The organism is Candidatus Pelagibacter sp., assembly GCF_052049855.1.
Classification (GTDB): domain Bacteria; phylum Pseudomonadota; class Alphaproteobacteria; order Pelagibacterales; family Pelagibacteraceae; genus Pelagibacter.
In genome coordinates, this window is sequence record NZ_JBNGZE010000001.1 from 264,778 (window position 1) to 278,600 (window position 13,823).

The 13,823-nt window shown below is 24.8% G+C and carries 12 protein-coding genes; all 12 read left to right on the forward strand.

The window, feature by feature from the left end; genetic code table 11:
* The 12 genes from ACTT9X_RS01420 (at position 1) to ACTT9X_RS01475 (ending at position 13,822) form a co-directional block, all read left to right on the forward strand.
* On the forward strand, positions 1-2,844 hold the full coding sequence (locus ACTT9X_RS01420) for a UDP-N-acetylmuramoyl-L-alanyl-D-glutamate--2,6-diaminopimelate ligase (RefSeq protein ID WP_440933914.1): 2,844 nt from the start codon (positions 1-3) through the stop codon (positions 2,842-2,844).
* Complete coding sequence (gene mraY / locus ACTT9X_RS01425) at positions 2,845-3,930, forward strand: phospho-N-acetylmuramoyl-pentapeptide-transferase (RefSeq protein ID WP_440933915.1); 1,086 nt, start codon at positions 2,845-2,847, stop codon at positions 3,928-3,930.
* Complete coding sequence (murD, locus tag ACTT9X_RS01430; RefSeq protein WP_440933916.1) at positions 3,930-5,228, forward strand: UDP-N-acetylmuramoyl-L-alanine--D-glutamate ligase; 1,299 nt, start codon at positions 3,930-3,932, stop codon at positions 5,226-5,228. The genes mraY and murD overlap by 1 nt, the downstream gene beginning before the upstream one ends.
* A complete protein-coding gene (locus ACTT9X_RS01435) occupies positions 5,215-6,339 on the forward strand; it encodes an FtsW/RodA/SpoVE family cell cycle protein (protein ID WP_440933917.1) in 1,125 nt (374 codons plus the stop codon). The genes murD and ACTT9X_RS01435 overlap by 14 nt, the downstream gene beginning before the upstream one ends.
* On the forward strand, positions 6,340-7,404 hold the full coding sequence (locus ACTT9X_RS01440; protein WP_440933918.1) for a UDP-N-acetylglucosamine--N-acetylmuramyl-(pentapeptide) pyrophosphoryl-undecaprenol N-acetylglucosamine transferase: 1,065 nt from the start codon (positions 6,340-6,342) through the stop codon (positions 7,402-7,404). It begins immediately after the preceding gene.
* Positions 7,394-8,788 carry a UDP-N-acetylmuramate--L-alanine ligase gene (murC, locus tag ACTT9X_RS01445; RefSeq protein WP_440933919.1) on the forward strand — a complete coding sequence of 465 codons (1,395 nt, stop codon included), beginning with the start codon at positions 7,394-7,396 and terminating at the stop codon, positions 8,786-8,788. The genes ACTT9X_RS01440 and murC overlap by 11 nt, the downstream gene beginning before the upstream one ends.
* Positions 8,788-9,693 (forward strand): UDP-N-acetylmuramate dehydrogenase, encoded by a 906-nt coding sequence (murB, locus tag ACTT9X_RS01450; RefSeq protein ID WP_440933920.1) that lies wholly within the window; start codon positions 8,788-8,790, stop codon positions 9,691-9,693. Before murC ends, murB begins: the two co-directional genes overlap by 1 nt.
* Position 9,694: 1 nt before the next feature.
* The gene (locus tag ACTT9X_RS01455) at positions 9,695-10,609 is read left to right on the forward strand and encodes a D-alanine--D-alanine ligase (RefSeq protein ID WP_440933921.1); all 915 of its coding nucleotides are present in this window, start codon (positions 9,695-9,697) and stop codon (positions 10,607-10,609) included.
* Entirely contained in the window at positions 10,590-11,261 is a 672-nt protein-coding gene (locus ACTT9X_RS01460) for a cell division protein FtsQ/DivIB (RefSeq protein ID WP_440933922.1), read from the forward strand. Before ACTT9X_RS01455 ends, ACTT9X_RS01460 begins: the two co-directional genes overlap by 20 nt.
* On the forward strand, positions 11,254-11,952 hold the full coding sequence (locus tag ACTT9X_RS01465) for a hypothetical protein (protein ID WP_440933923.1): 699 nt from the start codon (positions 11,254-11,256) through the stop codon (positions 11,950-11,952). The genes ACTT9X_RS01460 and ACTT9X_RS01465 overlap by 8 nt, the downstream gene beginning before the upstream one ends.
* A gap of 64 nt (positions 11,953-12,016) precedes the next feature.
* Positions 12,017-12,937, forward strand: a complete 921-nt coding sequence (lpxC, locus tag ACTT9X_RS01470; RefSeq protein ID WP_440933924.1) for a UDP-3-O-acyl-N-acetylglucosamine deacetylase — start codon at positions 12,017-12,019, stop codon at positions 12,935-12,937.
* Positions 12,938-12,985: 48 nt separating this feature from the next.
* The gene (locus ACTT9X_RS01475) at positions 12,986-13,822 is read left to right on the forward strand and encodes an outer membrane protein assembly factor BamD (protein ID WP_440933925.1); all 837 of its coding nucleotides are present in this window, start codon (positions 12,986-12,988) and stop codon (positions 13,820-13,822) included.
* Position 13,823: the final 1 nt, after the last annotated feature.

Genomic DNA, 13,823 nt, shown 5'->3' on the forward strand with positions numbered 1-13,823 from the left:
ATGCTTCTAGGAAATTACTTTCATAACATAAATAAAAATTATAGAAATTATTCTTTTTCAGGAATTTCATTTGATACGAAGAGTATTAAAAAAAATAATATTTTTTTTGCAATCAAAGGAAATATTATTGATGGTAATAAATTTATTCCTAAAGCAATTAAAAAAGGATCTAAAATTATTGTAACTGAAAAAAAGGTAAATCAATTCCAAAATGGAATTTTATATATTTATACAAATAATATTAGAAAATTATTAGCTGAAACTGCTTTTAAAATTTATAATAAAAAACCAAAAAATTTAATCGCAGTTACAGGTACAAACGGAAAATCGTCAGTTGCTGATTTTTATTATCAAATATTAAAATTAAATAATAAAAAGGTTGCTTCAATTGGCACATTAGGTGTTAAATCAAAGAGAATTAATTTGAATTTATCTAATACTACAATAGATCCAATTAAATTGGCTAAAATTTTGATTAAGTTAAAAACTAAAAAAATAGAAAATGTAATTATGGAAGCCTCAAGTCATGGGTTAAAACAAAATAGATTAGATGGTTTGAAGTTTAATTCAGGTATATTTACTAATTTATCCCAGGATCACCTTGATTATCATAAAAATTTAAAAAATTATTTAAAAGCAAAACTTTATTTATTTGAAAATCTAATCCAAAAAAGAGGCAATGTAATTACGGATCAATCAATACCAGAGTTTAAAAAAATAAAAAAAATTACAATTAATAAGAAATTAAAATTGCATACACTAAATGATAAGAAAAATAATCTGGAGCTTTTATATCATAACTTTAAAGGAGAGGGGCAATTTCTAAGAGTTAAATTAAATAATTCAATAAGGGACCTGAATTTAAATTTAATTGGAAAAATACAATTTAAAAATGTTTTGATGGCAATAATTGCAGCAAAATATAGCGGTGTTAGTTTGGATAAAATTTTAAATACAATTCCAAAATTAAGACCAGTTGAGGGAAGGTTTGAAAAAATTGGTAAAATAAAAAATCAATCTAAGGTAATTCTCGATTATGCTCATACACCTGATGCTCTAAAAACTTGTCTTTTAAATCTTAAAGAACAATTTCCAAATAAAAAAATCACACTTCTATTTGGTTGTGGCGGAAATAGAGATCAAAATAAAAGATCAAAAATGGGAAGAATAGCGAGTGATTTTGCAGATAGCATTATGCTTACAAATGACAATCCTAGATTTGAAAACCCTCAAAAAATAAGAAGAGATATAAAAAAAGGAATTAAAAAAAAAAGAATTACTGAAATATCTAATAGAGCAGAAGCAATAACAAAAGCTATTCATAATTTGAATTCAGGTGATATTTTGTTAGTCGCTGGAAAAGGCCATGAGAAAACGCAAGATATTGGAAATAAGAAAATTTTCTTTTCAGATAGAAGAGTAATTCTAAATGCCATTAAGAATAAAAATAATAATTTATCAGATAATTTAAAATTTAATTTGGTTAAAGAAGTAGCTAAAATTAAAAAATTATCTCCCTCTATATCTTTAAAAACGGCTAGAATTAATTCTCAAGAAGTTACTAAAAATGATATTTTTTTTGCTTTAAAGGGAAAAAAAAATGATGGTAACAAATTTGTTAAACAGTCATTCAAGAAAAAAGCATCCTTAGCTGTAGTAAACAAAATCCAAAATAGATTAAATAAAAGTCGTCAGATTAAAGTAAAAAATACCTTAAAATTTTTAACAGACATTTCAAAAACTTTTAGAAAAAGTATTGATACAAATATTATAGCTATCACAGGTAGTTGTGGCAAAACTACACTTAAAGAATTATTGGGCAATACATTAAGCAAAATTTCAAAAGTAAGCATTTCTCCAAAATCCTATAACAATAAATTTGGAGTTCCTTTGAGTCTTTTTAATTTAAAACAAAATGATGAATTTGGAATTTTAGAAGTTGGAATGGATAAAAAAGGTGAAATTGATTATTTATCAAAAATAATAGAACCAGATGTTGGAGTAATAACAAATATAAATTATGCACATGCTAAAAATTTTAAAAATATTAAACAGATCGCTTTGGCAAAATCTGAAATTATTAACAATATAAAATGTTTTGGATATCTTGTATTAAATGCAGATGATAATTTTTTTCAATTACATAAAAAAATTGCCAAAGAAAAGAAAATTAAAGTAGTTTCTTTTGGTATTGAAAGTCAGAAAGCAAATATAAAATTAATTAATATAAAACCCTTTGGAAAAAAATTTAGAATTCAAATTAGATTAAACAATAAAAAAAAGTTTTTCACTTTATCAAACGATTTCCAAAACAATGTATACAATACACTTTCTGCTCTAGCAGTTATTAGTATTTATAAAAATATATTTGAACTTAATGAAAATATTTTTCTTAATTTCAAAACTCCCAGAGGAAGAGGGGATCATTCTGTGGTAAAATTTAATAACAAAAAAATTAATTTAATTGATCAAAGCTATAATTCGAATCCTTTATCGTTGAAATCAGCAATAAAAAATTTTGATAAAATAAACTCTAAAAAATCAAATAAATATTTATTAATTGGTGACATGTTGGAGCTGGGCAGTCATTCAAAAAAACTTCATAAATCTATTGCTCCAATAATTAATCAAACCAAGATAGACAAGGTATTTGTCAAAGGTAAAATGGCATCCATAATATTTGCAGGTATCTCTAAAGCCAAAAAAGGTAGGATTTTATTAAACAAATCTCAAATTATTGAATTGATAAAAAAAGATTTAAATAATAATGATTATTTAATGATTAAGGCCTCACTTGCGACAGGATTCAACGACATAGTTAAAGATCTGAAAGGATTGCATTAAATGCTTTATCAATTTTTATTAAATTTTGTTGATATTTTTAGTTTTTTAAATGTATTTAAATATTTAACTTTTAGAACAGGTTTATCTTTTTTCACCTCATTGGTTATTGTACTGATTATTGGAGGTCCTTTCATTAAATTTTTTTCAAAACAAAAAATTTTAAATCCAATCCGGGATGATGGACCCAAAGATCATATAGTAAAAAAAATTGGTACACCAACAATGGGAGGTTTAATAATTTTATTCGGCTTATTGGTATCAGTAATATTTTGGGCAGATTTATCAAATATTAATATTTTATTTTGTATCTACATAGCAATAACTTTTGGTTTATTGGGAGCATATGATGACTTTAAGAAGATTAAATATAGCAACTCATCAGGAATTTCTTCAAAGTTTAAAATAACTTCACAAATAATATTAGCAATTGTTGGAGTTAGTATTTTTATTTATTTAAATGATTATCAAGATTTAAATAATTTATATTTTCCATTTTTTAAAAATTTAATCATAAATCTTGGATGGTTTTTTATACCATTTGCAATATTTGTAATTATAGGCTCATCAAATGCTGTAAATCTTACTGATGGATTAGATGGTCTAGCAACAGTGCCTGTAATATTAGTTGCAGCCTGTTTTGCCTTTATAAGTTATGTTACTGGAAACATCGTATTTTCAAATTATTTACAAATTCCATATATTGAAGGAACTGGAGAAGTAGCAATTTTTTGTGGAGCGATTATTGGCTCTTGTTTAGGTTTCTTATGGTTTAATGCTCCACCTGCTAAAATTTTTATGGGTGACACAGGCTCTTTATCTCTTGGTGGTTCTTTGGGTGCTGTAGGTATTATTACAAAGCATGAGATTGTCTTGGCAATTACGGGTGGACTTTTTGTATTAGAGGCGGTTTCAGTAATGGTTCAGGTAATATCTTTTAAGCTTACCGGAAAAAGAATTTTTAAAATGGCACCTATTCACCATCATTTTGAAAAAAAGGGATGGCCAGAGTCAACAGTTGTAATTAGGTTTTGGATTATCTCTATTATCTTAGCAATGATTGGTTTAGCTACATTGAAATTAAGATAATGAAAATATTTAATAATATTTTTTTAGGAAAAAAAATATTAATTTATGGTTTAGGAAAGAGCGGCATTTCATCTTATAATTTTTTAAAAAACAAGTCTTATGTATATTTGTATGATGACAATCAAAAAATTAAATTAAAACTTAAAAATAAAATAATTAGTTTAAAAGAAATACAAAAAATTAATTTTGATATAATTATTATTAGTCCAGGTATTGATATTGCAAAATGTAAATTATCAAATTTTTTAAAGAAAAATTTTCAAAAAATTCATACTGATCTAGATGTTTTGTTTTCATTTTATGACAATGAAAATATTACGATTACAGGAACTAATGGTAAATCTACAACTGCCAAAATATTACATGATGTTTTGATTGATCAAAATAAAGACTCTAGGCTTATTGGGAATATTGGTAATCCAGCATTATCAGAAAAAAACATTACAAAGAAAACAGTTTTCGTAATAGAGGCTTCTTCATATCAGCTAGATTATAGTAAAATTTTTAAATCAAAATATGCAGCAATTCTTAATATTACTTCAGATCATATTGAAAGACATAAATCTTTTAAAAATTATATAAATGCAAAATTTAAACTATTAAAATCTCAAACGAGTGGATCTTTTGCTTATGTTAAAAAAGATGATGATCTAATTATTAAAGAAATAAATAAAGGTAAATATAAAGCGAAAATTTATAAAGTTGATGCTTCGAATTTAAATAAAGAGATTAGTAAAATTACTAACAAATATTTTATCTCTGATGGTAATAAAGAAAATTTATCATTCATCCTAAAAATTGCTTTAAAATTAAAACTTAATAAGAAAAAATTAATTAAAACTATTAATAAATTTAAAGGTCTAGATTTTAGACAACAAATTATTTTTGATAAAAATAACTTAACAATTATTAATGATTCAAAATCTACAAGTTTTGCTTCCTCAGAAAATGTATTAAAAAATTTAAGTGATGCCTATTGGATCTTAGGAGGAATTCCCAAAAAAGGAGACAAATTTAAGTTATCGAAAATAAAGAGTAAAAATTTAAAAGCTTTTGTATTTGGAGTACATAGTAAGAAATTTTTGAAAATTTTAAAAAATAAAATAAAAGTAAAAAGCTTCAGTAATTTACAAAATACACTTAAAGCTATTTTTTCAGAAATTAATAGTCACAACCTTAAAAAAAATATTATTTTTTTTAGCCCGGCTGGAGCTTCATTTGATAGTTTCAAAAATTTTGAAGATAGAGGGTATTATTTTAATCAAATAATTAAAAAGTATATAAATGCAAAGCGATAGAATTGTTTACAAATTTTATTATCAATGGTGGAAAAACATAGATAAATCAATTTTTTTTCTAATAAGCTTATTATTTACTATTGGATTATTTTTTTCTTTAGTATCAACTTCTCTAATAGCTTCTGACAAATTAGATACGAACAATTATTTCTTTTTTTTTAAACATTTGATTTATGTGTTAATTGGAATATTTCTTATTTTTATATTCTCCTCTTTAAATTCAGACCAATTATACAAATACTCTATTTTTCTTTTTTTTATTTCACTTATTTCTCTATTTTTAGTGCCATTTCTCGGTATTGAAGTTAAAGGCTCTAAAAGATGGATAGACTTATTTTTCTTACCAAGATTTCAACCCATAGAAGTTCTAAAACCATTTTTGGTAATAATTTTAGCAATTATTTTATGTGACATTAAAACAAATATTTTATTTAAGTATTTGATATCAATTATTTTGATATCTATCATTTCTTCACTTTTAATAGCTCAACCAGATATTGGTCAAACTTTATTAGTGGTATTTTGTTGGGCAACTCTAATCTTCACATCAGGAATTAATATATATATCCTTTTAACAATATTTATTATTGGCGCATCTTTGCTTGCTTATCTTGTTATTTATGTTCCCAGGTTTGATTATATCCAAGCACGTATTTTTTCATTTTTCAATAGAGAAACAGGTACTCATAATTTTCAATCTGATAAAGCAATAGATTCAATTACAAGCGGAGGTTTCTTTGGAAAAGGCATAGGTGAAGGAATTCTTAAAAATAGAGTTCCTGAAGCCCATACTGATTACATTATTTCGGTAATTTCTGAAGAGTTTGGTGTTGTTGCCATAATGTTGATATTGTTATTATTTCTGATCTTAATTTATATGGTTTTTAAAAAAATAAGTTTTGAGACAAATGACAAAGCTAAACTCATTTTAATCGGATCCAGTAGTTTAATATTAATGCAAGCCACTATCCATATTGGCGTTAATATAAGATTATTTCCAACCACTGGAATGACATTACCTTTTCTAAGTTATGGTGGTTCATCGATAATAAGTACATCAATATTGGCTGGTATAATTTTAAATTTAACAAAAAGAAAAATAACCCAATAAATGACAAAAAAAGTTTTAATTTCCACAGGCGGATCCGGCGGTCATGTGGTTCCAGCAATTACAATTTATAATCACTTAAAGAATACTCATGAAATTTTAATTTCTACTGATAAAAGAGGTCTTTCTTATATAGATCAGAATTTTAACGTATTAGTAATCAATACTCCAAAATTAAATAATTATTTTCTGTTTCCTTTTTCCCTATTAAAAATATTATTTCTAACTATCAAATCTTTTTTTGTTTTAAAAAAAAATAATATTTCAATTTTAATTTCAACAGGTGGCTATATGTCTTTGCCAATATGTTTAGCAGCAAAAATATTGGGAATTAATATTTTTCTAATTGAACCCAATATGGTTCTTGGAAGAGCAAATAAATTTTTTTTAAATTTTTCAAGAAAATTAATATGTTATTCAAAGAATTTAATTAATTTACCATCTGGAATTAATCACAAATTAATTACTATTAAACCTTTGATACGAAAAGAATATTATGAGACTAGTAAGCATCAAAAACAGGATAATTTATTTACAATTATAATTATAGGAGGTAGTCAGGGTGCAAAAATCTTTGATGAGCTTTTAAATAAATCTTTTGTTGCTGTAGCAAAACAAGCATCTATAAAAATTATTCATCAAACAAGTGAGAAAAATATAAATTTTTTAAAAGATTTCTATTTTCAAAATAATATTGAAAGTAGAGTTTTCAGTTTTGATCACAATCTTAGTGAAGTTTTAAAAGAAGGAGATTTATGCATAACAAGAGCTGGAGCATCAAGTTTAGCCGAACTATCTTTTTTAAATATTCCATTTATAGCAATACCACTTCCATCTTCAAAAGATAATCATCAATATGAAAATGCAAAATACTATGAGGAACAAGATTGTTGCTGGATAATTGATCAAAAAAATTTTGATGATCAAAAATTTGAGAAATTTTTGCTAAAATTGACAAATAAAAGTCAGGATTACATGACAAAAAAAAATAATTTACAGAAATTAAATTATCAAAATACTTGGAATAATGTTAATCAAAAAATATTAAAAATTATTAATGAAAATTAAATTAGCAAAATCAGAACTGATACACTTCGTTGGAATAGGTGGAATAGGTATGAGTGGCTTAGCATTAATAATGAAGGGCAAAGGTTTTAGAGTTCAAGGAAGCGATATTTCAAATAATAAAAATATTGAAAGATTAAGAAAAGAAAAAATAAAAGTTTTTATTGGACACAAGAAACAAAATATTAATAAAGGAACTATACTGGTTATATCTTCAGCTATTAAAAAAAATAATCCTGAGCTTGTTGTAGCAAAAAAAAAACAATTACCCATTTATAAACGAGGAGAAATGCTTGCCAATATTGTTTCTTTAACAAAAAATATTGTGGTAGTTGGATCACACGGTAAAACCACGACAACTTCTTTAATAGCATCTATATTTCAAGAAACAAAAATTGATCCTACAATAATCAATGGTGGAGTAATAAATTCAATTAATAATTCTGCAAAGCTTGGGAAAAGTGATTGGTCTATATTAGAGGCAGACGAGTCAGATGGAAGTTTTGTTTTCATACCACCAACATATTCAATCATCACCAATATAGATCGAGAGCACATGGATTATTATGGTAGTATGGATAAATTAAATAAATATTTTGAAAACTTTGTAGGTAAGGTTCCTTCATTTGGAAAATCATTTATTTGTTTAGATGATAAAAATAACAAAAATTTGATTAAAAATATTAAAAATAAAAACTTCTATACATATGGTTTGGATAACAAATCAAATTTTTGTATTAAAAATATAAAACAATTAAAACAGTACTCTGAGTTTGACCTAAATATAAAATTACCTAATAAAAAAAATCAATTAATTAAAAATTTTAAAATTCCTTTATTAGGAACTCATAATATTAAAAATTCTGTAGCTGCGGCTGCATTAGCTTTAACTGTCGGTCTACCAATAAATAATATAAAAAAAGGACTTAAAAATTTTAAAGGAGTTCAAAGAAGATTTAATAAAATTTTCAACTTTAATAATGTAGATTTTTATGATGATTATGCTCATCATCCCACAGAAATCAAAGAAGTGCTGGATGGTGTAAAAAATGTTTATAAAGATTATGAAAAAATATGTATTTTTCAACCGCATAGAGTATCAAGATTAAAAGATTTAAAAAAAGAATTTACCTACGCTTTTAAAAATGCAGATAAAGTTATCTTGTTTCCAATTTATACTGCTGGAGAAAAATTAAAGCTTGGATTTAGTTATATAAATTTTGCTAAAGAAATAATTAAAAACTCAAGAGTCCAGTTATTTTTAGTAGATGATAGATTTCAATTAGCAAAATTTATTAAAGCAAACATTTTTGGAAAAAAAATTGTTATAGGAATGGGGGCGGGTACAATTTCAAGCTGGATGCGAGAATTACCTAAATTATTATAATGAAGATTGATTTAAAGGAGCTGGTATCAGAATTTAATAATAATTTAAAGTTAGATTATGATCTAAAAAAAAAAAATTGGTTTAATATAGGAGGTAAAACTAAAGCTTTCTATAAGGCAAGTGATTTAAAAGAATTGATTAAATTTCTTAAAAAAATTCAAGATAAAGAAAAAATATTTGTATTAGGAGCGGGTTCCAATACCCTTATATCAGATAATAAATTTGATGGAGTTGTAATAAAACTTTCGAAAAATTTTAACAATATTTCTTTGCATTCTGAAGAAATTATTGTGGCTGGTAGTGCAGTTACAGATAAATCATTATCTGAATTTGCAATGAAAAATAGTTTAGGTGGTTTTGAATTTCTTTCGTGTATACCTGGTACAATAGGTGGAGGCATTAAAATGAATGCAGGTTGTTTTCAAAGAGAATTTAAAGATATTCTTATTTCAATTCAGGCAGTCAATAAATCTGGTCAAGTTATCACTATACCTTCGAAAGAGATTAATTTTAAATATAGAGATAGTGGTTTATCTGATGATCTTATTTTTCTGAGCGCATCATTCAAGGGTTTTAAAAAAGATAAGAATGTTATCAAAAGTGAGATGAGTTTATTAAAAGAAAAAAAAGAACAAACCCAACCAACAAAAATTAAAACAAGTGGTAGTACTTTTAAAAATCCAAAAGATCTAACAGAAAAAAAAGTTTGGCAACTAATCAAAGAGTCTGTACCGTTAGAAAAATCTTTTGGAGATGCGTCAATTTCTGAAAAACACTGTAATTTTTTTGTAAATAAAGGTAATGCTAAGTTTGAAGATATGAGAAAATTAATAAATTTTGTCTCAGAGTGTGTCTTTAAAAGGACAGGAATTAAATTAGAAACAGAAATTAAAATATTAGAATAAATTGAAAAAAAAAATATTAATATTGTCAGGTGGAATTTCTAAAGAAAGATTTATTAGTCTTGATACGGGGTTGCAGGTTGGCAAGGAACTTAAAAAAAATGGTTATAAAGTTAAAATTTGCGAGCCAGATAATAATTTAACAAAAATTATTAAAATTTTTAAACCTAGTGTAATTTTTAATGCATTGCATGGTCAATTTGGTGAGGATGGATATATTCAAAGCATCTTAGAAAGATTTAAAATTCCATACACTCATTCTGGAGTAATCTCATCTTCAATAGCAATGGATAAGGAGATTTCTAAAAAAATTTTTATTAAAAATAAAATTAAGACTCCTAAATACATTATTTATTCTTATGACATATCTACATTTAAGTTAATTAAAAAAATTAAAAAAAGCTTTAATTTTCCAGTAGTTGTAAAACCTTTAAACGAGGGATCCAGTGTAAATGTTTATATATGTAAAGAAAAAAATATTACTAAGATTATAAATTTAATTAAAAACTATAAAAAAATTATGGTTGAAGAGTTTATCGGTGGTAGAGAAATACAGGTTGCAATAATGGGGGATAGAAAATTAGGTGCTATTGAACTAAAACCAAAGAGAAAATTTTATGATTATAAAGCTAAATATGATGCTAAAGCAAAAACTAAACATATCATCCCTGTGGATTTGCCCAAAGATAAATTAAACCAAGTAATGAACATAGCTTATAAAGCTCATAAAAAAATCGGTTGTTCTGGAATTACACGCTCAGATTTCAAATATTTCAATGGAATTTTTTATTTATTAGAAATTAATACACAACCAGGAATGACAAAACTTTCTCTAGTACCTGAGATTGCAGCTTATAAGGGTATAAACTTTATAAAGTTAGTTGAATGGATGTTGAAAGATGCATCGGAAAAAAAGTAAAATAATTTTTATTTATTTTTTTTTACTACTATTACTAGGTTCAATAAATAATATTGATTTAAAAAATATTAAATTTAGTGAAATCAAAGATATTAACATTAGTGGTTTAAATGATTATGAAAAAAAAATTATTTTACAAAGTTTGCAAGATATAAAATTAAAAAATATTTTTTTTATTAATGACAAAGATATAAATAACATTTTTAGCAATTTTGCTTTTATTGAGAGACATGAAGTATATAAGAGATATCCATCTACATTAGATATTAACATCGAAAAGACTGAATTTTTAGCTAGAACAAATCATGAAGGGAAAATATCAATTATTGGTTCAAATGGAAAATATCTTAAAAATGAGAATTTAAATACACAGTTGCCATTTATCTTTGGTAATCCTGAAGCAAAAGATTTTTTAAATCTAAAGTATTTAGTTGATGAGTCTAAAATTTCATATGATTTGATTAAACATTTTTATTTTTTTCCATCAAAAAGATGGGATTTAGAATTAAAAAACAATACTTTAATTAAGTTACCTAAAGAAAATATTAAACAAAATTTGAATAATGTTTTTGAATTTATCAATAATAAAAATTTCAAAGATATTAAAGTAATAGATGCAAGAGTTGAAAATAATATAATAATAAATGGTTGATGAGTTAAAAACATATTTATCTGTAACCCCAAATAGATTTCAGATATTTTTATATGACACAAAAAAACTAATTAACCTATATAAACAAAGTATTAAATTTGATAATCAGTCGGAAGAAATCAATTATATTTCTTTAAATAAATTTCTTGAAGAGAACATATTTAAAGTTGAAAAGTTAAGTGGTAATTTTATAAATAATGTATGCTTAATAATTAATAATAATAAGGTAAATAATATTAGTCTTAGTATTAAAGATAAAAATTACAATAAAATCCTTGATAAAAAATATATTCAAAAATTACTTACCAATGCAAAAGATATTTTCACAGAAAACTATCCAGAGGAGAAAATTTTACATATTCTTCTGAATGGTCTAGTAGTTGATAAAAAATTTTTTTCATCTTTTCAAGATAATCTAAATGGGGATAAAATTAGTATTGAGGTGCAATTTAAATCTATTTCAATTAAATTATTAAAAGAGATAGACAATATCCTTGAAAGATATCAAATTAAAGTAAGTGATTGTATAGATCAAAATTATTTGAAATCTCTCTCAGAAAGTGAAAATTTTGAGTTAGATGAAATAGCTCACAAAGTTCAGAGTGGTTTTAATGATAATGAAGTAAAATTAATTCCAAAAAATCAAAAAAAGAAAGGTTTTTTTGAAAGATTTTTTCAATTATTTAGTTAATCTTGTTTTTTCTCGTAACATTTGTTGTTTTTTAATTCAGTAAATTTACAATTAAAAGTTCTTTGTGACATATTTAACTCAAAAGACAATTAAAAATTCAGCTTCATTTAGTGGTGTGGCTCTTCATAGTGGAAAAAATGTAAACGTTTGCATTAAACCAGCTGAACCTGATTTTGGTATAGTATTTAAAAGGGTTGATGTTAAAAAGAATAATATTGTTTATCCAAATTTTGCTAACGTAACTAACACTTCATTAAATACGACTGTATCAAATGAGTTTGGAGTAAAAGTTTCAACAATTGAGCATTTAATGGGTGCCCTTTTTTGTCTTGGTATAGACAATGCCTTGATAGAAATTGATAATGAGGAGGTTCCAATTTTAGATGGCTCCGCAAAAAAATTTATTGAAAAAATTTTATTAGCAGAAATTCAGGTGAGCAACTCACCGATTAAAATAATTAAAATAAACAAAGAAGTTGAGTATTCAGAGGGAGACAAATTTATTTCTGTAAAGCCCTCTACTCTGAGTTTAGATATTGATTTCCAATTGAAATATAAAAATGAAATCATTGGAAATCAAAGAAATAAAGTTAAGGTATACGAAGATGATTTGAAAGATGTTTATAATTCTAGAACTTATTGTTTATATGAAGATATTGAAAAAATTAGACATAATGGTTTTGCAAAAGGAGGGAGTTTAGATAATGCTGTCGTTGTTAAAGGTGCAGAAATATTAAATCCAGAAGGGTTGAGGAACAAAAAAGAATTTGTAAACCATAAAATACTTGATTGTATTGGAGATTTATATACTTCAGGTTACAGAATAGTAGCATCGGTAAAATGTTCTCAAGGAGGACATTATCTAACCAATCAGTTATTGAGAAAAGTATTCCAAAATAAAGAAAATTTTTCTATATTGGAAATTAAAGAAAAAAACCTTTCACACACACTAATTAACAGACAACTGTTAAAGTCAATTGCATAAATATAAAGATATCTTTAAAAAATAATATTAAATCAGTATAAATTTAATATGAATATTTCTAAGTTTTTTCTGTTAATAATTGTTCTTGTACTTTTAGTTTCATGTGGAAAAGATAATTCAAAAAAATCTGTTATTTTAGAAAAAGACTTAGATCTTCAAGTTTTAGAGGCTTACGAAGAAGGTTTAAAATCTTTAAAAGAAGGCGATGTTATATTTGCCGCTAAAAAATTTAATGAAGCAGAAACTTTATTTCCACAATCGGAATGGGCCCCAAAATCTTCTCTAATGGCCGCATATTCTTTTTACTCACAAGACTATTATGAGGATGCGATATTGGAATTACAAAGATTTATAAAAGTTTACTCTTATCATGAAAATTTAGATTATGCTTATTATTTGTTAGGACTTTGTTGGTACGAGCAAATAATAGATGAGAAAAAAGATTTACAAACGATAGTAAAAGCAAAAGACACATTTTCTTTAATAATAAAAGATTATCCAAATACAGAGTATGCTTTAGATGCTGAGTTTAAAATTGATTTAATAAACGATACTTTGGCATCAAAAGAAATGTATATAGGAAGGTATTATTTTGAAAGAAAAAAATGGATACCAGCAATCAACAGATTCAGAACTGTTATAGATGATTATGATACAACAATTTATACGGAAGAGGCATTGCATAGACTAGTGGAGGTTTATTATACTATTGGATTAAAAGATGAGGCCAAAAAATATGCAAGTCTACTAGGATATAATTATCAGTCATCAGAATGGTATGAGAAATCATACTTGGTATTTAATAAAAAATATGAAAAACAAAAAAAAAATAAAAGTAAAAAAAATAAATCAATATTAAAAAAATTTAAATCTCTACTAGAGTGAG

Coding starts and splice junctions, on each gene's coding strand:
- murD (WP_440933916.1), top strand. CDS start 3,930: ATGAAAATATTTAATAATATTTTTTTAGGAAAAAAAATATTAATTTAT.
- mraY (WP_440933915.1), top strand. CDS start 2,845: ATGCTTTATCAATTTTTATTAAATTTTGTTGATATTTTTAGTTTTTTA.
- ACTT9X_RS01475 (WP_440933925.1), top strand. CDS start 12,986: ATGAATATTTCTAAGTTTTTTCTGTTAATAATTGTTCTTGTACTTTTA.
- murB (WP_440933920.1), top strand. CDS start 8,788: ATGAAGATTGATTTAAAGGAGCTGGTATCAGAATTTAATAATAATTTA.
- murC (WP_440933919.1), top strand. CDS start 7,394: ATGAAAATTAAATTAGCAAAATCAGAACTGATACACTTCGTTGGAATA.
- ACTT9X_RS01435 (WP_440933917.1), top strand. CDS start 5,215: ATGCAAAGCGATAGAATTGTTTACAAATTTTATTATCAATGGTGGAAA.
- ACTT9X_RS01460 (WP_440933922.1), top strand. CDS start 10,590: ATGCATCGGAAAAAAAGTAAAATAATTTTTATTTATTTTTTTTTACTA.
- ACTT9X_RS01420 (WP_440933914.1), top strand. CDS start 1: ATGCTTCTAGGAAATTACTTTCATAACATAAATAAAAATTATAGAAAT.
- ACTT9X_RS01440 (WP_440933918.1), top strand. CDS start 6,340: ATGACAAAAAAAGTTTTAATTTCCACAGGCGGATCCGGCGGTCATGTG.
- ACTT9X_RS01465 (WP_440933923.1), top strand. CDS start 11,254: ATGGTTGATGAGTTAAAAACATATTTATCTGTAACCCCAAATAGATTT.